We start from the raw sequence: 20,259 nt of genomic DNA, 5'->3' as shown, positions 1-20,259 counted from the left end.
ACAACGATCGGTTGTCGCCGCTGGCAGCACGGCTGTCCGGCTAGGGTGGACGACTGTGGATCTGGATCTCGCGACGGTGCGCGCGTTCGTGTTCGTCGCCGAGGAACGGCATTTCGGCCATGCCGCGGCGGCGCTCGGGCTGAGTCAGCAGGCGCTGTCCAAACGGGTGGCGCGGCTGGAATCGACCCTCGGTGTGCGGCTGCTGGACCGCGACCATCAGGGCGTGCGGCTCACCGAGGACGGCGCCCGCTTCCTGCCCGGCGCACAGGACACCCTCGAAGCCAACGATCGGGCGGTCGCCGCCCTGCTCGACGAGCAGCGTCCCGTGCGCGTGGACGTGTGGGGCCACCTCTACGCACCGCTGCGCACCCTCGCCGGTCTCGCGACCGCCCCGGGCGCGCCGCCGCTGGAACCCGGGCACGGTCGTGACCTGCCCGCCGTCGCCGCGGCACTCGCGCACGGTGACATCGACGCGGGATTCGGCCGGGTCCATCCCCCGCTGCCGCCCGGCCTGACCCATCGCCTGATCCGGCTCGAACCGGTCGATGTCCTGCTCGGCGCGGACCATCCGCTGGCCGCCGCGCCCGAAGTGCGCCCCGACCAGCTGCGCGACAGCGTCCTGCACACGCCCGCGGCCCTGGACCGCCTCGATTTCCTGGCCCGCTTCGCCGAGCGTTTCGGGATCGCCGAACACCGCACCACCCCGAATCTCGGCCTGGCCCCGATGCTCTCAGCGCTCGCCGCCGACCCCCGCGGCTTCGTCCTGCTCCCCGCCGACGTCGAGACACCGGAAGTCCGCGGTGTCCGCGCGATCCCGCTGGTCGATCCGACACCGCTGTACGCGTGGTCGCTGATCTGGCGGTCCCGCCCCGCGTCGCCGCAGGTGGACGCCCTGCTCGCCGTCCTGGTGCGCACGGCGGGCGAACGCCGCTGGCTGGAATACGATCCGGCCCGCGACTGGCTGCCCGCCGCCGGCTGACCGGTGCGCGACCGGCGCAACGGTTTTCGACGCTCCCGGGCCGGGTGATACAGTCCGCGCAGTTCGGGTTCGGGGGAGGGTTTCGCACAGCGTGACGATGAATCGCACCAGATGGATCGTGGCGGGGATCTGCGCCGTGGTCGTCGCCATCGTGGCGGTGATCGTGGTGGTCGTGGTGACCGGGGACGAGGATCCGCGCGAGTTCGTGGCCGAGAAGTACCAGCGGGCGCGCACGCTCGATCAGGCCAACGACGGGATCGCGTTCACCACCGGCGGGGCGCCCGCGGTCGTGGCCGCCGCCATCGCGAAGGCCACCGATCCGCGCGACCAGCGCAATACCGGCGAGCACCACTACCTGCGTTTCGCCCACGACCTGATCGCGGTGTCCCCGCACGCGGGCGGTTCGCTGATCCTGGTCGACAGTCTCGCCAACGGCATCCGCAGGCACCACTCGCACGTCAACAGCTACAGCTGGACCAGCGGTTCGGCCGCGGGCGACTACCGCGGCGGCGGTAGCGATTCCGGCGGCAAGTAGAAGGAGAACACTCATGCTCGCCGACCTTGCGGCGGACGCGGGCGCCGCGCTCGCCTATTCCGCGGTGGGAATCGTGCTGATGGCCGTCGGTTTCGGCCTCGTCGACCTGCTCACCCCCGGCGACCTGCGCGCCCAGATCTGGATCGAACGCAATCGCAATGCCGCGATCCTGCTGGCCTCCAACCTGTTCGGCGTCGGCATCATCGTCGCGGCCGCCATCTGGACCTCCGAGGGCCGTATCGCGCAGGCGCTGCTGGCCAGCGCGATCTACGGCGTGATCGGCCTGGCCGCGATGGCGGTGGCGTTCGTGCTGCTCGACGCGCTCACCCCGGGTGACTTCCGGGCCGTGGTCGCCGATCCGGAACCGCATCCGGCGGTGTGGGTGACGGCGTCGGCGCACGTGGCGGTCGCGCTGGTGGTGGCCGCGGGTCTGACCTGATGCCGCGGCACCGCCTGGCCAGGGCGGCGCTGCTGGCGACGGTGTTCGTCTGCGCCGCCTGCGGTCTGGTGTACGAGCTGTCGCTGGTGACGCTCGGCAGCTACCTGATCGGTGACACCGCGGCGCAGGCCTCGATCACGCTGAGCGTGATGGTGTGCGCGATGGGGGTCGGGGCGCTGGCCGCGAAACCGTTGCGCCGCCGCGCCGCCGCCGCGTTCGTCGCGGTGGAGCTGGCCCTGGCGGTGGTCGGCGGGCTCTCGGTCGCCGCGCTCTACGCCAGCTTCGCCTGGCTCAATATCTACACCGGCACCCTGATCGTGGCGGCGGCGGTGATCGGCATGCTGGTCGGCGCGGAGATCCCGCTGCTGATGGAGTTGTTGCAGCAGGTCCGCAAGCAGGAGGCCAGCAGCGCTGTCGCCGACCTGTTCGCCGCGGACTACGTCGGCGCACTGCTGGGCGGGCTGGCGTTCCCGTTCCTGCTGCTGCCGGTGTTCGGCCAGATCCGCGGCAGCCTGGTGGTGGGCGTGGTGAACGCCGTCGCGGGGCTGGCGCTGGCGTTCTTCTTCTTCCGCGACCGGATGACCCGGCCCGCCCGGCACAGCTTGGTCGCCGCCACGGTGGTGGTGGCCACCGGGCTCACCGGCGCCTATCTCTATGCCGACCGGTTCGAGGCGACCGCGCAGCAGGCGCTGTTCGCGCATCCGATCGTCTGGCAGACCCGCACGCCGTATCAGCAGATCGTGCTCACCGAATCGTTCTCCCCGTTCGGCACCACCGACACCCGGCTGTTCCTCAACGGCGGATTGCAGTTCTCCTCCGTCGACGAGTACCGCTATCACGAGGCGCTGGTGCATCCGGTGCTCGCGGGGACCCGCCGTTCGGTGCTGGTGCTCGGCGGTGGCGACGGGCTGGCCCTGCGCGAGATCCTGCGCTACCCCGACGTCGAGCGGGTGACGCTGGTGGAGCTCGACCCGGCGATGATCGAGCTGGCCCGCACCGACACCCGCCTCACCGCGCTCAACGAGCGCTCCTTCGACGATCCGCGGGTGCGGGTGGTCACCACCGACGCGTTCTCCTGGTTGCGCGGCGCGCCACGGGATTTCGACGCGGTGATCGTCGACCTGCCCGACCCGGACCAGACCTCGGTGGCCAAGTTGTATTCCGAGGAGTTCTACGCGATGACCGCGCACGCGATGGCGCCCGGCGCGCGGATGGTGGTGCAGTCCGGTTCCCCGTTCTTCGCGCCGCGCTCGTTCTGGACCATCGACGCCACGGTGCGCGCCGCCGGGCTGCGCACCGCGCCCTATCACGTCGATGTCCCGAGCTTCGGTGACTGGGGATTCGTCCTGGCCGCCGCCGACACCCCGGTGCCCACCCTGCGGACCCCCGGCCCGCTGCGTTCGCTCGACGGGCCCACCCTCGCCGCCGCCACCGTCTTCGCTCCCGACCGGCGCGCGGTCGACCCCGAGGTCTCCACGCTCATGCGCCCGGTGATCCTGGACCTGCAACGCCAGGAGTGGCGTTAACCGCGCGCGGCGGTCCGGGCCTGCCGTGCGGTGTGCCCGCCCGCAGCGGTGACGATCCCGAAGGCGATCAGGCTGTCGGCGGTATCGCGGACGGTCTGCTCGATCGGGCGCATCGTCCAGCCGAGTTCGCGACGGGCCTTGTCGGCGCTGACCCACTCGGTGCGGCCCAGGGTCGGCAGCGTGAGCCGGACGCTCTTGTAGAACAGCGCGACGACCCGGATCAGCAGGTCCGGCAGCAATCGGGTCGGCACCCGGAAGCCCTGCGCGGCGTAGTCACGCGCCAGCAGCAGTGCCAGGTCCCGCATCCACAGCGGCTCCCCCGCGCAGATGTAGCGGTTGCCCACGGCGGCGGGCACTTCCATGGCCAGACGGTGTGCCACCGCGAGGTCGCGCACGTCGACCGGGGTCCAGCCGGTGCGCGCCGACCCGGGCACCTCCCGGCCCAGCAGCCGCTGCACCGGGACGTGCGAGGTGCTGGTCCTGGCCTCGAGCAGCGGTCCCAGGATCATGCCGGGGTTGAGCACGACCAGTTCCGGTGCGCCGGGGTGTGATTCGGCGAAGTCCCAGGCGGCGCGTTCGGCCAGGGTCTTGCTCTTCTGGTAGGCGGCGGCCCGCTCGAGCACCGTCCAGTCCTGTTCGGTGCGCACGGCGTCGACCTCGTGGCCGTAGGCGACGGCGGCCACCGAGGAGGTGAGCACCACCCGGCGCACGCCCGCGTCCGCGGCGGCCCGCAGCACCCGCAGGGTGCCCTCGACCGCCGGGACGATCAGGTCGTCCTCGTGCGCGGGCGGCGCGGAGGGGAACGGCGAGGCCACATGGAACACGGTGTCGCACCCGGTCACCGCCTCGGCCCAGCCCGCGTCGGTGTCGAGCGAGGCCGCGGCGAACTCCAGCTCACCGCCGGTGCGCCGGGCCAGTTCGACGAGGTGGGCGCGCTTGGCGTGTGTGCCGAGGTCACGCACGGTCCCCCGCACCGCGTACCCGTGCTCGAGCAGTTCGGCGATGACGTGCCCGGCGACGAATCCCGTCGCGCCGGTGACGAGTACCCGTGTGGTCATGGTGTTCACCCTTCGTGGAAACCCTCGATCTGAGCGGTGCTCAAATAATCTAAACACCGCATAGATTTCCTGTCCAGTGCCTGTCGCGGCCCCGGTCTGGCCTACGCTCGCAGCGTGAAGCGCACCAAGTACCACCACGGCGACCTGCGGGCCACGCTGATGGACGCCTGCCTGCGCCTGATCGAGACCGAGGGGCTGGCGGCGGTGAGCCTGCGCCGGGTGGCCAGGGAGGCCGGGGTCAGCAGCGGCGCGCCCTACCACCACTTCGCCGACCGCGCCGCGCTGCTCTCGGCGCTGTCGGTCGACGGGTTCCAGCAGTTGGCCGCCGACCTCGCCGCCGCGCGAGCGCAGGCGTCCGCCCCGCTCGACGCGCTCACGGCGCTGGCCGAGGGGTACGTTCGCTTCTCCCGCGAACACCCCGCCCAGTTCCGGCTGATGTTCCGGCCCGAACTCTCCCAGCCGGACAAGCACCCCGACGCGCACGCGGCCGGGGACGCGGCCTTCGAGATCCTGGCCGACACCGTCACCGAGGGCGTCGCCGCGGGCGTGCTGCCCGCCGACCGGGCCGCCACCCTCGCCATCACCTGGTGGGGCCTCGCGCACGGCCTGGCCTCGCTGTGGCTCGACGGCCATCTCGACAATCGCAGCGCCCAGCTCGGCGCCAGCACACCCGAGCTGGTCGAGGCGATCATGCGGGGGTTCACCGCACTCGTCGCGACCGCGCCCACCGAGTCCTGACGCGCCGCCGTCATTCCCGTGATCCGGCCTGGTCACTCCCCTAGAGTGGGTAGCACCCGCTCTGCCGATGCGTTTTCGACTCGACCAGGAGGCCGGATGACTGGCACCGCGAAACTCGACCCGGTGGTCGAGGCGTTCGTCGACGCGCTCAACCTGCAGGACACCGACCGGTTCTACGGTGTGCTCACCGAGGACGCCACCATGTCCGACGACGGGGTCGAACGCAATCTGGCACAGTGGACCGAAGCCGAGATCTTCAGTGCCAACGGGCATCTCGTCGTCGAATCGGTCGACGACGACGGCCTGGCACTCACCGCCGACTACACCAACAGTCGCTGGGGATCGATGCGTACCACCTGGCGGTTCGTTCTCCGGGACGGACTGATCAGCCGATTCGAAACCGGGCAGGCGTGACCGACCACAACCTTCTGATTCCGCGGTACGGCGACGGCTCGCTCGCCGATCTCCTCCCCTCCGTCCTGGCCTGCCTCGGCGCTCCCGGCGAAACCGACCGGCTGGGGCTCGCCCTTGATGTCGACCACGTGTGTGTGCTGCTGGTCGACGGCCTCGGCGCGACGGCGCTGGCCGCCGAAGCCGCCACCGCGCCGTTCCTGTCCGGACTGCCGCCCGCCACCCTGACCACCGGTTTCCCGAGCACCACCGCCACCAGCCTGACCACTCTCGGCGCCGGTGTCCCGCCCGGCGAGCACGGCGTGGTCGGCTACCAGGTGCGGCTGCCCGGCGAGGAACGGCTGTTCAACATGCTGCGCTGGCAGCTCGTGGGCGACGGTCCGAAGGTCGACGCCATGACCGCGTTCCCGCCGGAACGAATCCAGCCGTGTACCACCGTCTTCGAGCGCGCGAGCGCCGCGGGCATCGCCGCGGTCCAGGTGGCACCGGGCTACCAGGACGGCTCGGGCCTGACCAAGGCGGGCTGGCGCGGGGGCGGTTTCCGGGCCGCGTTCTCGGTGGGCGATCTCGTCGACGGGGTCGCCCAGGCGCTCACCTCCGCACCGAAGACGCTGGTGTACACCTACCACGCCGATCTCGACTCCACCGGCCACGCCCGCGGCCCGGCCGCGCGGGCCTGGCGCTACGAGCTGGCCAATGTCGACCGGATCGCCGCCGAGCTCGCGGCCGTGCTGCCCCCGCGCTCGGCGCTGATCGTCACCGCCGACCACGGGATGGTCGAGCTGGTGGATCGCGTCGACTTCGGCACCCACCCGTACCTGTCCGACGCTGTCGTGGCGCTGGCGGGCGAACCGCGCGCCCGCCCCGTCTACACCGAGGCGGGCGCGCTCGACCGGGTCGCCGACACCTGGCGCGGTGTGCTCGGCGATCGGTTCGTCGTGCGCACGCGCGCCGAGGCGATCGAGGCGGGCTGGTTCGGGCCGCGGGTCACCGCCGACGCGGCCGCCCGGATCGGCGATCTGGTCGTGCTGGCCACCGGGGACGCGGGCGTGATCCGCAGTACCACCGAGCCGATGCAGACGCTGATGATCGGCCACCACGGCTCGCTGACTCCCGAGGAAGTGCTGGTTCCGCTGCGGATCCACCGCGGCTGAGACCCACCGCTTACGCTGTAGCCGACTCGGTGCGCACGGGCGCACAGCGGACCCTCCAGGAGGAACCATGCACGCCAGCACCCGAACCGGCGCCGTCGCGGTGGGCGTGGCCGTGCTGGCTGCCCTCACCGGCGGGTGCGCCGAGGTGGAGCGCGTCCTCAACCAGGGCGGCGAGACCAGTTGCCGCGACTACGTCAACCAGGACGCCGACACCAAGCGGATCACCATCACCAAGGCGATCAAACAGCGCAACGGCACCGACAACGAGCCCGCGGGCACCCTGGTCGACTCGATGATCGTGCAGGTCGATCTGCTGTGCGCGGGCCAGCGCAATGTCGACACCCCGATCAAGAACGCCGACATCGCCGGGCTGTTCCTCAACAAGTAGCCCCACCGCTCGCGGGGACCGGATGTCCTGCCGCAAACGGTGTGCGCCGGGGTGGCGCACCTGATAAACAGGAAGCGCCACACCGGTTCTCATCGCGGACCGGTGCGTCACCGACGAGCAGGGAGTGAACGTGGGCGCACACGACGACCCGATCGCCGGACCGTCCAGGCCCGAACGGCTCTCGGACTACCGTGGCGCCCTGGAGAAGCAGTGGAACCGGCTCGCGGCGCCCTCGCGGCCGATGCGGCTGCCCCGCGATACCGGCCCGGTGCGCACCGAGGTCGCCGAATCCTGGCAGCGCTCCCTGCACACCGTCGACCCCGGCCAGACCGTCGCCCCCGGCTTCAACGACATCAGCGACCGCTGGTCGGAGTCTCCGCTGCGCAGGCCGGTCACCGAGCTCGCGGGCCAATTGCGGGGCATGGCCGAGGAATCCGGTTATCTGGCGGTGGTCAGCGACGAATCGGGCACCATCCTGTGGACCGCGGGTGACCGCATGCTGCGCCGCCAGGGCGAGAAGGTGAACTTCGCGCCCGGCGGGGTGTGGGACGAGAGCCACATGGGCACGAACGGATTGTCGCTGGCGCTGCACGACGACAAGGCCGTCACCGTGTTCTCCGCCGAACACCTCGTCGCGGCCCTGCACGGCTGGGTCTGCTATTCCGCGCCCATCCACGGCCCCGACGGCAGGCAGGTGGGTGTGCTGGACCTGTCCTCCACCTGGGAGCGCTCGCATCCGATGGTGATGACCTCGGTGCGGGCCCTGGTCACCGCGGTGGAGACCATGCTGCGCGCCGAGGCGCCCGCGCCCGCGCCGGGGGTGCGGCTCGAATGTCTCGGCGCCGCACGGCTGTTGCGCGACGGCAGACCCGTCCCGCTGCCGCCCCGCCAGCTCGAGATCCTGGCCCTGCTGGCGCTGGAACCGGAGGGCTACACACCCGAACAGCTGCACGCGGCGGTCTACGGCGACCGCGGCGTCTCGCTCAACACCCTCAAAGCCGATGTCTCGCACCTGCGCCGGGCCACCCGCGGCGAGATCGCCAACCGCCGCTACATGCTCACCGGCGCCATCTCCTGCGACGCGGTCGACCTGCTCGCCGCCATCGAGGGCGGCGACCTCACCTCGGCGCTGTGGCTGTATCGCGGGCCGCTGCTGCCCGGCTCGGATCTGCCCGGCGTGGAGCAGTGGCGCGCGCACCTCGATGTCGGCATCCGCAACGCGGTGCTCACCAGCGACCGGCCCGAGCACGCGGTGGCCTTCGGCCAGCGCTGCCCGGGCGACATCGCCATCCACGAACACGCCCTGCGGCTGCTGCCCCGCGACGATGTCCGCCGGGCCGTCGTCACCGCCCGGCTCTACACCGCTCGCCAGTCCTGACCTGCGACGACAGCGTCACCAACCTCGTACCAACCTTCGCCGACCATAGTGTGAGCCACCACGCACAGGTCGCGAGGAGCGAGGCGCATGATCTACGGCAAGCCCGGATCGGATACCGGCATAGTCAGCTATGCCGCCCGATACGACAACTTCATCGGAGGCGACTGGCTCGCCCCCGTCGAAGGCCGGTACTTCGACAACACCTCCCCGGTGGACGGCGAGACCTTCTGCGCCGTCGCCCGTTCCACCGCCGCCGACATCGACCGCGCGGTCGAGGCCGCCCACCACGCCCGCGTGGGCTGGGCCGCGACCTCGGTCACCGCACGCGCCGACATCCTGCTCACGATCGCCGACCGGCTCGAGAACAGCGCCGAACCGCTCGCCGTGGCCGAGACCTGGGACAACGGCAAACCCGTCCGCGAGACCCTCGCCGTGGACCTGCCGCTGGCCGTGGACCGGTTCCGCGCCTTCGCCGGCGCGCTGCGCGCCCAGGCGGGCGGGATCTCCCCGATCGACGACGACACCGTCGCCTACCACTTCCCCGAGCCGCTCGGCGTGGTCGGCCTGATCCTGCCCTGGACCTCCCCGATCCTGCTGGCCGCGGCCAAGATCGCGCCCGCGCTGGCCGCGGGCAACTGCGTGGTCGTCAAGCCCGCCGAGCAGACCCCGGCCTCGCTGCTGCTGATCGTGGAGCTGATCGCGGACCTGCTGCCGCCGGGAGTGCTCAACGTGGTCAACGGTTTCGGGCTCGAGGCGGGCAGACCGCTGGCGCGCGACCCGCGGGTGGGCAAGATCGCGTTCACCGGCGAGTCCGCCACCGCGCGCCTGATCCTGCGTGACACCGGGGACAATCTCGTCCCGGTGTCGCTCGAACTGGGGGGCAAGAGCCCCAACATCTTCCTGCCGGATGTCATGGCCGCCGACGACGACTATCTCGACAAGGCCGTCGAAGGGTTCGTGATGTTCGCCCTGAACCAGGGCGAGGTGTGCACGTGCCCGTCACGCGCGCTGATCCATTCGTCGATCTACGACGAGTTCCTCGCCCGCTGCATCGCCCGCACCGAGGCCGTCGTGTCCGGTCATCCGCTCGACACCGAGACGATGATCGGCGCGCAGACCGGCAACGATCAATACGAGAGGATCCTGTCCTACCTGGACATCGGCAGAGCCGAAGGCGCCCGCGTGCTGACTGGAGGGGAAGCACGCAAGGTCGACGGACTGCCCGGTGGGTACTACATCGAACCCACGATCTTCGAGGGTGTGAACACGATGCGGATCTTCCAGGAGGAGATCGTCGGACCGGTCGTCGCGGTCACCCGCTTCGACACGGCCGACGACGCGATCCGTCTCGCCAACGACACCCGCCACAGCCTCGGTGCGGGGATCTGGACCCGCGACCTGACCACCGCCCACCGGCTCGCCCGCGGGCTGGACGCGCGCCAGATCTGGACGAACTGCTCGCACACCCATCCGGCGCACGCCGCCGGCGAACACCACACCACGACCCTCGGCCACTACCAGCAGACCAAGAACCTGCTGGTGAGCTACTCGACGACGAAACTCGGGATGTTCTGATGCAGAACCGGATACACCGTGTGGAGATCACCGAACGCGCCCAGACCCTGCTCCGGCGGCTCATCGAGGACAACGGTCCCGTGCTGTTCCGCCAGGCGGGCGAATGCCGCGACGACAATCTCACCCCGGTGTGCCTATCGGCCAAACAGTTCCCGATCGAGAAGGACGACGTGCTGCTGGGCCGGTTGAGCTGGCACACCGAGTTCTGGATCAGCCCTGAGCAATTCGAATGCTGGAAGGGCACCCACCTCACCGTGGACGCGGTGCGCGGCCAGGCCGGCACCGACTCGCTCGAAGCCGGTGCGGGCATGCGGTTCGTGCTGCGCGCCCGCAGGCTCACCGACGCGGAGAACGCGGCGCTGGCCGCCGGACCGCCCCCACGCACGGGCGCCGACCGCACGCTGTAGCGGCGCCCCCTCGACCTGACCTGGCGGGATCTTCCCGGTACCGCCAGGCCACGGCGAGCCCCCGCCGACTGGGCCAGCGAGGCTCAGCCGGCGGGGCGCGCTCGCCGTACCCGCACATAGCAAAATCGTTCCGCCGCAATCCAAATCACATCCCGCTCAGCGAGACACGCACGACAGATCTGCAACGATTCCGTTACGTTATGGCGATGTTCTTAGCGAGACTCGGTGTTCGCACCCGGATTCTGGCGATCGCTCTTGTACCCAGTCTGACCCTGGTGGTGGTCGGCGTCGGTACGGCGGGCTATCTCGTCGAAGAGAGCAACAAGGCCAAGACCTGGGCCTCGGAGATGGAAGCCGCGGGACCCTTCACCCGCGAGCTGATCGAATCGGTACAGTCCGAACGCCAGCTCACCCTGGCCCATCTCGCCGGGGACGAGACCGCGGCCACCGCGCTCCCGCCCGCCCGCGCGCGCCTCGACGCCGCCTTCAAGGCGCTCATCGACATCTCCGAGGGCATCCGCGAAGTCGACGATTCCGAGATCGGTGACGACAAGGGCGGTTTCGCCACCCTCGGCACGCATCTGAGCGGTGTCCGCGGTGGCGCCGACGCCCGGATGCTCCCCCCGGCCGACGCCTACACCTTCTACAACCGGCTGCTCGACGTGTTCACCCAGGGCACCAAGGTCGCCGAGCGCGCGGCCCCCGACGCCGTCGTGGCATCCGGTGTGGCCGAGGGCCTGCGCGTGCTCAACACCGCGGAGTCGATGTCGCGCAGCAACGCGCTGGGCCTGTCGCTGGTGGCCACCGAGGGCGCGTCGGGTATCCCGCTCGAGGAGTTCACCCGCCAGAGCGGCTTCTACCACAACGAAGTCGCCAACATCACCGCCGAGCTCACCGAGGCGCAGCGCACCGCGCTGGCCGCGCTGACCTCCTCGGCGGCCTGGCAGCAGCTCGGCGAGATGGAGAACGCGATCGCCCAGCGGTACGCGGCCCTGTCGGCCGCCTCCGCCGCCGGTGCCAGGCAGCCCACGCTCGCCCCGCTGCCGTTCACCACCGCCGAATGGCAGACCGCCGCGGCCGAGGTGAACCGCGGCCTGCTCGACGCCTACACCGGCCACAACCGCGAGGTGCAGCGCCTGGCCCAGGACACCGCGCGCCGCGCCGAGGTCAACGCCGCGCTCGCCGGTGGCGGTGTGCTCGCGCTGACCGTGCTGGTGCTGCTCATCGCGGTGATCCTGGCCAACCGGATCATCCGCCGGCTGCGCAGGCTGCGCACCGAGACCCTGGCACTGGCCGACGAACAGCTGCCCGCCACCATGCGCACCCTGCGCGAGGGCGGCGACATCGACGCCGCCGAGACCACCCCGACGCTGGACTTCGGCCACGACGAGATCGGCCAGGTGGCCAAGGCTTTCGAGCACGCCGCCTCGGCCGCGTTGCGCGCCGCCGTCGACGAGGCCCGCACCCGCGAGGGCGTGCGCGCGGTGTTCCTCAACATCGCCCACCGCAGCCAGATCGTGGTGCACCGCCAGCTCGAGATCCTCGACGAAGCCGAACGGCGCCAGGAGGACCCGGCGCTGCTCGAGACGCTGTTCCGCCTCGATCACCTGGCCACCCGCGAACGCCGCAACGCCGAGAACCTGATCATCCTGGGCGGTGGCCGTCCGGGTCGTCAGTGGCGCAACCCGATTCCGGTGATGGACGTGGTGCGCTCGGCCATCGGCGAGACCCTCGACTACGCGCGGGTGCGCGTCACCAAGCTGCCCGAGGTGAACGTGGTGGGCACCGTGGTGGCCGACCTCGTGCACCTGCTCGCCGAGCTGGTCGACAACGCGACCGCGTTCTCCCCGCCGCAGTCGCGCGTGGAGGCGGGCGGCAACATCGTCGGCAAGGGCGTGGTCATCGAGATCACCGACCAGGGCATGGGCATGAGCGCCGAGGACCTGGCCCGCTACAACGACATGCTGGCCGATCCGCCGGACTTCGGTGTCGGCACGCTGTCCTCGGACTCGCGCCTTGGCCTGTTCGTGGTCGCGCGCCTGTCCACCGCGCACGGGGTCTCGGTGCGCCTGAGCGAATCCGACTACGGCGGCATCCGCGCCATCGTGCTCATCCCGCAGCAGCTGCTGGCCGGGGAGGCCGACCCCTCGACCCTGCCGCCCGCGATGACCGGCCCGCTGCGCCGTGGCCTGCCGCCCGCCCCGGAACCGGCACCGGTGGTGGCCGCCATCGAACCGGCGCCCGCGCCGGTGGCGACCCTGGTCGCCGAGCCGCCCACCCCGCCGCGACCGATGGCACCCGCCCCGGAAGCGCCTGCCGCGCAGCAGCATCCCGGCGACGAGCGGCCCGCGCTGCCGCGCCGCAACCGGCAGGCCAATATCGCCCCCGAACTCACCGAGCCCGCCGCCGAGGCGCCCCGGGCGCCGGAGCGGCCGCGATCGGCCGAACAGGCGCGCGACATCATGTCGGCGATCGAGAACGGCACCCGTCAGGGCCGTAAACCCCTGACGGAATCGAATCAGGACGAACAGGAAGGCTGAGGTGAACTCTTCCCACCCAGGTGATCTCAACTGGTTGCTCGACGATCTCGTCGACCGGCTGGCGGGGGTCCGCTACGCGGTCGTGCTGTCCACCGACGGGCTGCTGCTCGGTCGCTCCTCGCAGATGAAGCGCGAGGACGCCGAACATTTCGCCGCCATGTCGTCGACCCTGTACGGGTTGGCGCGCAGCGCGGGCAGCCGGTTCGACGGCGGCGGTGTGCGGCAAGCGGTGATCGAACTCGATCGCGCCGTCCTGTTCGTCACCTCCGCCGGTGACAACGCCTGCTTGGCCCTGCAGGCCACCGAGTCGGCGAATCTCGGCATGGTCGCCTACGAAATGAACCTCACCGTGCAGCGGGTCGGCAACTACCTGTCGACCGAACCGCGGCACGGTCTGGCCGAGCTCTAGGACGCGGCACCATGACTCGACTCGGCGATCCGTGGTTCGACGACGCGGCCGGACCTCTCGTCCGGCCGTACGCGGTGACCCGCGGCCGGACCATGGGTGCGGCGCACGATCTGGACATGCTCACGGTGGTGGTGGCGGTGCATCCCGCCCCCACTCTGCGACGCCCGGAACCCGAGTACGCGACGATCGCACAGCTGTGCAAGCGTCCGCAGTCGGTGGCCGAGGTCTCGGCCGTGCTGAAACTTCCTCTGGCGGTGACCAAGATCCTCGTCGGTGATCTCATCGGCGAGGGGCACCTCATCTTCCGGGCTCCGGTACAGGCCGAGGCCGGTGCCGGTGACCTCAACGTATTGCGAGCGGTTCTGGATGGCATCCGAAAACTTTGACCCGACGTCCGCGGGGGGCCAGCACCTGGCCGCCTCGGTCAAGATCCTCATCGCCGGCGGCTTCGGCGTCGGCAAGACCACCATGGTCTCCTCGATCAGCGAGATCGCCCCGTTGCGCACCGAGGAGCTGATCACCGAGGTCAGCTCCGGTGTCGACGACCTGTCGGGGGTGGAGCAGAAGCACACGACCACCGTCGCGCTGGACTTCGGCCGTATCACCATCGACCGGGATCTGGTGCTGTACCTGTTCGGTACCCCCGGCCAGGACCGGTTCTGGTTCCTGTGGGACGAGCTGTGCCGCGGCGCGCTCGGCGCGATCGTGCTGGCCGACACCCGGCGGCTGAGCAATTCCTTCGCGGCCGTGGACTTCTTCGAACGGCGGGGGCTGCCGTTCCTGATCGCGGTGAACTGCTTCGACGGTGCCCCGCGCTACACCGTCGACGAAGTGCGCGACGCGCTCGACCTGGATCCCAACACCCCGGTGATCCTGTGCGACGCGCGCGACCGGCCGTCCGCCAAGGCGGTACTCACCCACCTCGTGGAGTACCTCATCGACCGCGCCACCCGGACTCCGGTCACCACCTAGTACCCGGCGGGGCATACCCGAAAACCCTCCTGCTCCGCGACGATGCGGGACAGGAGGGTCGACGTGTGTCCGGAGTCAGGCCGGATCGGGCGCGGCCACGGCGTGTTCGGCGGCGCGGCTGGTCTTCTCCCAGGCCGACCAGTCGGCCATCTTGGCGCGGGCGAGGTCGAAGGCCAGGTCGTAGACCATGTCGCCGAGCAGCAGGCGCAGCGGCGGGTTGTCGCTGCCGACCAGCGTGAGCAGGGCTTCGGCGGCCAGGCTCGGGGCGCTGTCGACGGAACCCTCCGCCCACTGGGCCTCGAGCTGGGCGCGCAGCGGGGCGTACGCCTCGATCGGGGTGGTGTTGCGCATGGCCGAGTACAGCTCGGTCCAGTAGCCGCCGGGCTGCAGGATGCTCACGCGCACACCGAAATCGGCGGCCTCCCTGGCCAGCGCCTCGCTCATGCCCTCGAGCGCGAACTTGCTGGCCGCGTACATGCCCGAGAGCGGGAACCCGGCCAGGCCGCCGATGCTCGACACCTGCACGATGTGCCCGGACCCCTGCCTGCGCAGGTGCGGTAGCACGGCCTGGCTCACCCACAGCGCACCGAAGAAGTTCACCTCCATCTGTTCGCGGGCCTCGGCTTCGGTGAACTCCTCGATCATGCCCATCGACAGGGTGCCCGCGTTGTTCACGACGATGTCGAGGGTGCCGAAGTGGGCGACCGCGGCGTCGACGGCGGTGACGACGGCGGCGCGGTCGGTGACGTCGAGGACCAGTGGCAGCACCCGGCCGGGGTGCGCGGCGGCGAGCTCGTCGAGGGCCGAGCCGGTGCGCGCGGCCGCGGCGACCCGGTCGCCCGCGGCCAGAGCGGCCTCGGCGAAGGCGCGACCGAGGCCGCGGCTGGCGCCGGTGATGAACCAGGTACGGGGGGCGGCGGTGCGCATGGCGACTCCTTATCTAGACGAGACGGTCCGTCTCGTTCATGACTCATAGTGTGCACCGCGTCGCCTCGGCTGTCAAGACGCAACGTCTCGTTTTATTTCCGGCCGGTCAGGCCGGGGAGATCACCGCAGCAGCCCCGCCGCGGCGAGGTCGTCGAAGAGCAGCTGATCGACCGGCGGCACCAGATCGCGATCGGCCGCGCCGAACCAGGCCAGGGCCTCGATCTCGCTGCTCGCGGTCAGTACGCCGCGATAGTCCGCGGTGTAACAGGCCATCCGGACCACCGTGCCGTCGTGCCCGGGTACCGCCGCCTCGTAGGTCCCCACGTGCACAGCGCTGTCGGGCGCCAGCTCGACAGCCAGCTCCTCGGACACCTCCCGCACCAGCGTCTCCAGGTCGGTCTCGGCCCCTTCCCGCTTCCCACCCGGAATGAAGAACACATCCTTCCCCCGCGGCCGCCCACACAGAATCCGCCCGTCCTCGATGAGGACCCAGGCCACCGTATCGATCAACACCACCGAGGAAGAAGCCACACCCGCAGCCTAGCCCTGCCAGAACCTGTTCCTGTCGGCGCGTTCTGGAATGCTCACGCCCATGACTTCGAGCCCCGCGCCGGACCTGTCCACCGCCCACCGGTTCACCTCGGTCACCGGCGCGGGATCACTCGCCCTGTGGGACCCCGCCGGTTTCACCCATATCGTCGACAGCGACATCTGGGAACTGGAACTCATCGATGACGAACCGGTGACCGAGGCAGAATCGAAGAGGTCGGCGCACTCCCCGGCGAGCCGAGCCTGCCCGACAGCGCGCCCGTCGAGATCGCGCTGCCCGCAGGCGACTACGCCGTGACAGTCCACCTGCTGGCTTGGGAGCAGGAGCTGGGCGCAGTGGACGAACAGGGACACGCCACCCCGGACGCGCTGCCGGATTTCGTCGTCGTGATCGCCCCCGCGTCCGGAGGCCCCTACCGAACCGAGGTCGTCACCTTCGACGAGGTCTGATCTGCCGGATCGCCGACGGGCGGCCCGGGAGCGGACGGACTCACGGCAGGGCGGGTTCCCTGATCGCACTGAGGAATTCGTCGATCGCCCTGCGAACCGCGGGCACCGATGGGCGCGGATCATCCCAGCGCCACTCGACCGCCATACTCGGGCGCACATCGATCTCCCGTCGGCTGTGGCCGTTCAGCCAGTCCCGCAACCCGGCCAGCTCACCGGCGGCGATGAACCCACTGTCGACGAGCCAGTGCCCGAATGCCGGGTCCGCGACCAACTCCCGGGACTTGCGCCCAGCCGACCCGAGATCCCGCATCCAGTGGCCGGCGTAGTCGAATCCGCTGATCCGCATCGTGGGATACCAGCGTTGAAGAGGCGGACAGCGAAAGTAGGCGAGATGCAGATTCGCACGCACGCGCCAGCCTCTGTCGGCCAAGGCGAGCAACCCGTCGACCGCCGCGGGATTCCCATAGAAATGGCTGTATTGGGGTTTGAGTTCACCGATCCATGTCCCCAGGATCACGGTGTCGCGCTCGACCCACATGCTCATCCGCTGCGCCGCGGTGACGCCATGAGCGAACTCGACCGTCGCGTAGATCTCGTGCTCCCGACCGGGGCCGCCGACCGCACGTTCGAGAATCGACCGCAGCTCACCTCGATCGGCAACCCTTCGCATCAGCGGAGTGTAGCTCCGGCACGGCGCAATTCGGACAGAACCGGGGTGCGGGGTTCAGTGGCCGGGGAGGGCGCAGGTGGTGTCGAGGCCGAGGACTCGGTTGAGGCGGCCGAAGGCGAGCCAGGAGCCGATGCTCATGCTGAGTTCCACTACTTCGGGTTGGGTGTAGTGGGCGAGCATTCTGGTCCAGAATTCGTCGTCGAGGGCGTGGTGGTCGGTGGCGTAGCGTTCGGCGTATTCGGCGGCGAGGCGGGTGCGCTCGTCGAAGCGGTCGGTGTCGCGCCAGTGGGTGACCGCGTCGGCGAACTCCGCTTCGACCTTCGCGCCGTCGCGTTCGGTGCGCCAGTCCTGGCAGAACAGGCAGCCGTTGATCTGCGCGATCCGCAGGCGGGCGGCCTCGAATTCGCGCAGGCCGAGGGTGGAGTGTTCGTAGACCGACAGCGAGAACGCGGCGGCGGCGACCCCGATGCCGGGCACCATCTCGCCCCAGACGTAACCGATCGGGTCCTTGCCCTGGGGGACGTCGATGATCATGGTGTCTTCCTTCCGAGTTTGCCGACCGCGGCGCGCAGCGGCACATCGAGTGCGTCGTAGAGGCCGGGTTCGGCCGCCACCAGCCAGTCGATCGCGTTGACCAATCGGCCCACCGCCGTGGCGTTTCCGCCCGCCGCGCGATTGCCGCCCTCGTCGGAGGCCTCGATGCTGACCTCGATGCGCGGCCGCCCCTCGATGATCACGCGGTGCGCGCCGTCGCCGTCGGGCGGTGTCGGCCAGTCCGGCGCGCAATCGGCGTGGATGCGCGTGACGTGCTCGATCACGATGCGCGGCTCACCGTCGACGATGCCCTGCACCTCGAACCGCACCGCCCCCTGTGTGCCCGCCGCGAACTCCCCCATCTGCACCGTCTGCACCGTCGCATCGAGTGCACGCCGGTCCAGGGTCTCGCGGATCTCGTCGAGTTCGACGCCGAGGGCCCTGGCCATGAGCCGGATCTGGCCGCCCCACACCATGGTCGGCACCGAGGGCAGCAGCATCGGCGGCTGGTAGTCCATCGGCTGGCCCATGCCGACCAGATACCGCACCGAGTCGGGCTGGTCGTAGGTGCAGTAGTCGAAGATCTCCTGGCAGCGCACCACGTCGATGCTGCCGCCGACGCCGCTGATCAACAGCGGCAGGATGTCGTTGCCCCACCCGGGATCGACGCCGGAGACGAACAGCGAGCCGCCGCCCTCGGCGATCGCGGCCAGCACCGGATCGCGGATCTCGGCGGGGGCGTTGCGCGGGTCGTAGAGGGCGTAGAGCGCGGGGGTGACGACGACGGCGCCCGCGCGGATGGCCCGGACGATGTCGGCGAGCGCGTCGTCGGGGCGGATGTCCCCGGAGGCGGCGTAGACGACCGCGGCGGGCGCGGTGGCCAGCAGCGCGTCGATGTCCCCGGTGGCCCGCACCCCCAGCTCGGTGTCGAGGCCGGCCAGCGTGCCCGCGTCGCGGCCGATCTTGTCCGGGTTGTGGACCAGCACACCCGTCAGCTCCAGCGCAGGATGGGCAGCCACGGCTCTGATGGCCGCACGGCCCACATTGCCGGTGCCCCAGACGATCGTGGGGATCATCGCGCGAGCGTAGCAAGCGCTTGGTTCGGTGTCCGGAATATCCGGAATTCGGGCCTCCGGTACACCGATGACGTGACTGTGCGTCACGCACAAACCGGCCGGAGTCAGAATGTCCGGGTCAGCACCTGCGGGTGCCAGCGGCAGACACCGAGGGCGAAGCGGATGTCGAAGGTGTCGGTGTCGACGGCGATGCCGTACCGCCCGGTGACCTGCTGGATGCGGTACTGGACGGTATTGCGGTGGACGTCGAGCACCCGCGCGGTGCGTGAGTAGCTCCTGGACTCGGCGAGGAACACGTCGAGGGTGTGACGCAGCAGGGCCATTTTCGTGGTGTCGCGGGCCAGCGGGCCCAGGATGCGCTCGACGACGCCGGTGAGCTCGCCGGTGTCGTCGACGAGCAGGGCGAAGGGCGCGACGGCGTCGAAGTCCACGACCGACGGGGCACCCGGCCCGGCGGACACGGCCAGCGCCTTGGCCCTGGCCGCTCCGCGCGCCGAGTAGCGGAAGCCGGGAACGCCGTCGCCGGGTGGACCGAGGGCCACCCGCACCGGCAACTCGGCCTCGGCGATCGTCGCGGCGATCGCGGAGATGTCGACCGGTCCGCCGACCGGCAGCCACAGACGCAGATCGCGCGCGCCGGTCGCCGAGGCGAGTTCGGTGCCACCCGCGCCGAGCCGGGTCGAGAGCATCTCGCGCGCCTGTTCGAGCGCCCGCACGGCCTCGGGCCCCGGCGTGGCGGGAGCCGCCCAGAGTTCGGCCGCCAGGTGCCGCTGGTCCAGGCGGTAGCCGAGCGCGGTCTCGGCCGTGGTGACGTCGATCTCGCCGTCGCCGTCGAGCAGCCGGGCGATCCACTGCTGACGGGCGGCCTGGCGGCTGCTGAGCCAGCGATCGCGTTCGGTCTCGTAGATCCGGCCCATCGAGGAGTTGAGCCGGTCCAGATAGGTGCCCGCGAAGGCGAGCAGCTCGGCGACCCGGGTGGCCTGTTCGCGGCCGGGCACGGCGAGGATCACCCCGATGGCGGCGTCGAGCAGCCGGTACTGACCGATCCCGTAGGCGCGCAGCAGGGCGGTCAGTGGCACTCCGCGGCGGGCCAGCCGCTGGGCGTAGGCGGCCGCGGCGGCAGGCGGGGCGACGGTGGCGGGGTCGATGTTGTTGGCCAGGACGTACTGCACCAGGCTCACGTTCTCGGCGATGCTGGCGGCACGCATCTCGGCCAGGTCGAAGGCCAGGTCACGGACCGAGATCAACTCCTCGGTGGCCCGGATCAGGTCCTCGGTGAGGCCGGCGGTCAGCGGGCCGAGCGCCTGGCCGACCCACACCAGCGATCCGTACGACGCCATCGCGCCCGCTCCCGTCCGTTGAACAAAAACCGTCCCCGTTATCGTGCCATCCGCACAAATTTCCGGCCTGGTTGGCACTCGGTGCCGCATAACAGACCGGTCGTGTGGTCGTGACACCCTGACCTGTGGTGTCATGGTCGCCGAATCCGGCCCGGGTTCGCCGATGGCGGCGCTGCCGCGGGCCCGCTGTGCAGAAGGATGTAG

At 70.6% G+C, this 20,259-nt stretch carries 24 protein-coding genes; 17 read left to right on the top strand and 7 right to left on the bottom strand.

All coding sequences use genetic code 11. The annotated features are described in order from the left end of the window. The first annotated feature begins 55 nt into the window (after window positions 1–55). The 4 genes from ACWEMY_RS20320 (at window position 56) to ACWEMY_RS20305 (ending at window position 3,479) form a co-directional block, all read left to right on the top strand. The gene (locus tag ACWEMY_RS20320) at window positions 56–979 is read left to right on the top strand and encodes a LysR family transcriptional regulator (RefSeq protein ID WP_452391268.1); all 924 of its coding nucleotides are present in this window, start codon (window positions 56–58) and stop codon (window positions 977–979) included. Between the two features lie 97 nt (window positions 980–1,076). Then, window positions 1,077–1,514, top strand: coding sequence for a DUF4247 domain-containing protein (locus tag ACWEMY_RS20315; RefSeq protein WP_375927994.1), 438 nt, complete (start codon window positions 1,077–1,079; stop codon window positions 1,512–1,514). A 13-nt stretch (window positions 1,515–1,527) separates the two neighbouring features. Next, window positions 1,528–1,953 carry a DUF350 domain-containing protein gene (locus tag ACWEMY_RS20310; protein WP_375927996.1) on the top strand — a complete coding sequence of 142 codons (426 nt, stop codon included), beginning with the start codon at window positions 1,528–1,530 and terminating at the stop codon, window positions 1,951–1,953. Next, window positions 1,953–3,479, top strand: a complete 1,527-nt coding sequence (locus ACWEMY_RS20305) for a polyamine aminopropyltransferase (RefSeq protein ID WP_452391267.1) — start codon at window positions 1,953–1,955, stop codon at window positions 3,477–3,479. Before ACWEMY_RS20310 ends, ACWEMY_RS20305 begins: the two co-directional genes overlap by 1 nt. Here the strand turns inward: ACWEMY_RS20305 and ACWEMY_RS20300 are convergent. Continuing rightward, complete coding sequence (locus ACWEMY_RS20300; protein ID WP_452391266.1) at window positions 3,476–4,537, bottom strand: NAD-dependent epimerase/dehydratase family protein; 1,062 nt, start codon at window positions 4,535–4,537, stop codon at window positions 3,476–3,478. The genes ACWEMY_RS20305 and ACWEMY_RS20300 overlap by 4 nt on opposite strands. Window positions 4,538–4,651: 114 nt before the next feature. Between ACWEMY_RS20300 and ACWEMY_RS20295 the strand changes: the two genes are divergently transcribed. From ACWEMY_RS20295 to ACWEMY_RS20245, 11 genes are all read left to right on the top strand, one after another. Further along, window positions 4,652–5,275 (top strand): TetR/AcrR family transcriptional regulator, encoded by a 624-nt coding sequence (locus ACWEMY_RS20295; protein WP_375928002.1) that lies wholly within the window; start codon window positions 4,652–4,654, stop codon window positions 5,273–5,275. 96 nt (window positions 5,276–5,371) lie between these two features. Continuing rightward, window positions 5,372–5,689: a nuclear transport factor 2 family protein gene (locus ACWEMY_RS20290; RefSeq protein WP_375928004.1), complete on the top strand. Its 318-nt coding sequence runs from the start codon at window positions 5,372–5,374 to the stop codon at window positions 5,687–5,689. Next, window positions 5,686–6,840 (top strand): alkaline phosphatase family protein, encoded by a 1,155-nt coding sequence (locus tag ACWEMY_RS20285; RefSeq protein WP_452391265.1) that lies wholly within the window; start codon window positions 5,686–5,688, stop codon window positions 6,838–6,840. The genes ACWEMY_RS20290 and ACWEMY_RS20285 overlap by 4 nt, the downstream gene beginning before the upstream one ends. A 67-nt stretch (window positions 6,841–6,907) precedes the next feature. Next, the gene (locus ACWEMY_RS20280; RefSeq protein WP_375928008.1) at window positions 6,908–7,228 is read left to right on the top strand and encodes a hypothetical protein; all 321 of its coding nucleotides are present in this window, start codon (window positions 6,908–6,910) and stop codon (window positions 7,226–7,228) included. Between the two features lie 130 nt (window positions 7,229–7,358). Beyond that, window positions 7,359–8,606 (top strand): transcriptional regulator, encoded by a 1,248-nt coding sequence (locus ACWEMY_RS20275; protein ID WP_375928010.1) that lies wholly within the window; start codon window positions 7,359–7,361, stop codon window positions 8,604–8,606. An 87-nt stretch (window positions 8,607–8,693) separates the two neighbouring features. Further along, window positions 8,694–10,181: an aldehyde dehydrogenase family protein gene (locus tag ACWEMY_RS20270; protein ID WP_452391264.1), complete on the top strand. Its 1,488-nt coding sequence runs from the start codon at window positions 8,694–8,696 to the stop codon at window positions 10,179–10,181. Continuing rightward, on the top strand, window positions 10,181–10,588 hold the full coding sequence (locus ACWEMY_RS20265) for a DUF779 domain-containing protein (protein WP_375928014.1): 408 nt from the start codon (window positions 10,181–10,183) through the stop codon (window positions 10,586–10,588). Before ACWEMY_RS20270 ends, ACWEMY_RS20265 begins: the two co-directional genes overlap by 1 nt. 200 nt (window positions 10,589–10,788) lie before the next feature. After that, complete coding sequence (locus ACWEMY_RS20260; protein ID WP_452391263.1) at window positions 10,789–13,128, top strand: sensor histidine kinase; 2,340 nt, start codon at window positions 10,789–10,791, stop codon at window positions 13,126–13,128. Window position 13,129: 1 nt separating this feature from the next. Then, window positions 13,130–13,537 carry a roadblock/LC7 domain-containing protein gene (locus tag ACWEMY_RS20255; RefSeq protein WP_278265697.1) on the top strand — a complete coding sequence of 136 codons (408 nt, stop codon included), beginning with the start codon at window positions 13,130–13,132 and terminating at the stop codon, window positions 13,535–13,537. Window positions 13,538–13,548: 11 nt separating this feature from the next. Beyond that, window positions 13,549–13,923, top strand: coding sequence for a DUF742 domain-containing protein (locus ACWEMY_RS20250; protein ID WP_278265696.1), 375 nt, complete (start codon window positions 13,549–13,551; stop codon window positions 13,921–13,923). Continuing rightward, window positions 13,904–14,509 (top strand): GTP-binding protein, encoded by a 606-nt coding sequence (locus tag ACWEMY_RS20245; protein ID WP_336085622.1) that lies wholly within the window; start codon window positions 13,904–13,906, stop codon window positions 14,507–14,509. Before ACWEMY_RS20250 ends, ACWEMY_RS20245 begins: the two co-directional genes overlap by 20 nt. 75 nt (window positions 14,510–14,584) lie before the next feature. On the opposite strand, the gene ACWEMY_RS20240 is transcribed toward ACWEMY_RS20245, so the two are convergent. Beyond that, window positions 14,585–15,436, bottom strand: coding sequence for an SDR family NAD(P)-dependent oxidoreductase (locus tag ACWEMY_RS20240; RefSeq protein ID WP_452391262.1), 852 nt, complete (start codon window positions 15,434–15,436; stop codon window positions 14,585–14,587). A gap of 120 nt (window positions 15,437–15,556) precedes the next feature. Next, entirely contained in the window at window positions 15,557–15,967 is a 411-nt protein-coding gene (locus ACWEMY_RS20235; RefSeq protein ID WP_452391261.1) for an NUDIX hydrolase, read from the bottom strand. A gap of 61 nt (window positions 15,968–16,028) precedes the next feature. On the opposite strand from ACWEMY_RS20235, the gene ACWEMY_RS20230 reads away from it, so the two are divergent. Together ACWEMY_RS20230 and ACWEMY_RS20225 are read left to right on the top strand one after the other, a co-directional pair. Further along, complete coding sequence (locus ACWEMY_RS20230) at window positions 16,029–16,283, top strand: hypothetical protein (protein WP_452391260.1); 255 nt, start codon at window positions 16,029–16,031, stop codon at window positions 16,281–16,283. Beyond that, window positions 16,280–16,435, top strand: a complete 156-nt coding sequence (locus ACWEMY_RS20225; RefSeq protein ID WP_452391259.1) for a hypothetical protein — start codon at window positions 16,280–16,282, stop codon at window positions 16,433–16,435. The genes ACWEMY_RS20230 and ACWEMY_RS20225 overlap by 4 nt, the downstream gene beginning before the upstream one ends. Before the next feature lie 40 nt (window positions 16,436–16,475). Here ACWEMY_RS20225 and ACWEMY_RS20220 read toward each other — a convergent pair whose 3' ends face one another. The 4 genes from ACWEMY_RS20220 to ACWEMY_RS20205 all read right to left on the bottom strand — a co-directional run bounded on the left by ACWEMY_RS20220 (window position 16,476) and on the right by ACWEMY_RS20205 (window position 20,055). Next, window positions 16,476–17,105: a hypothetical protein gene (locus tag ACWEMY_RS20220; RefSeq protein WP_452391258.1), complete on the bottom strand. Its 630-nt coding sequence runs from the start codon at window positions 17,103–17,105 to the stop codon at window positions 16,476–16,478. Between the two features lie 54 nt (window positions 17,106–17,159). Then, window positions 17,160–17,639: a carboxymuconolactone decarboxylase family protein gene (locus ACWEMY_RS20215; protein ID WP_452391257.1), complete on the bottom strand. Its 480-nt coding sequence runs from the start codon at window positions 17,637–17,639 to the stop codon at window positions 17,160–17,162. Then, window positions 17,636–18,715, bottom strand: a complete 1,080-nt coding sequence (locus ACWEMY_RS20210) for an NAD(P)H-dependent amine dehydrogenase family protein (protein ID WP_452391256.1) — start codon at window positions 18,713–18,715, stop codon at window positions 17,636–17,638. Before ACWEMY_RS20210 ends, ACWEMY_RS20215 begins: the two co-directional genes overlap by 4 nt. 104 nt (window positions 18,716–18,819) lie before the next feature. Beyond that, a complete protein-coding gene (locus tag ACWEMY_RS20205) occupies window positions 18,820–20,055 on the bottom strand; it encodes a PucR family transcriptional regulator (RefSeq protein ID WP_452391255.1) in 1,236 nt (411 codons plus the stop codon). Between the last annotated feature and the right edge of the window lie 204 nt (window positions 20,056–20,259).

The sequence above is a fragment of the Nocardia sp. NPDC004415 genome (genome assembly GCF_053602435.1).
The sequence above is the reverse complement of the archived record's forward strand: the minus strand, read 5'-3'. Positions and strand labels throughout refer to the sequence as shown.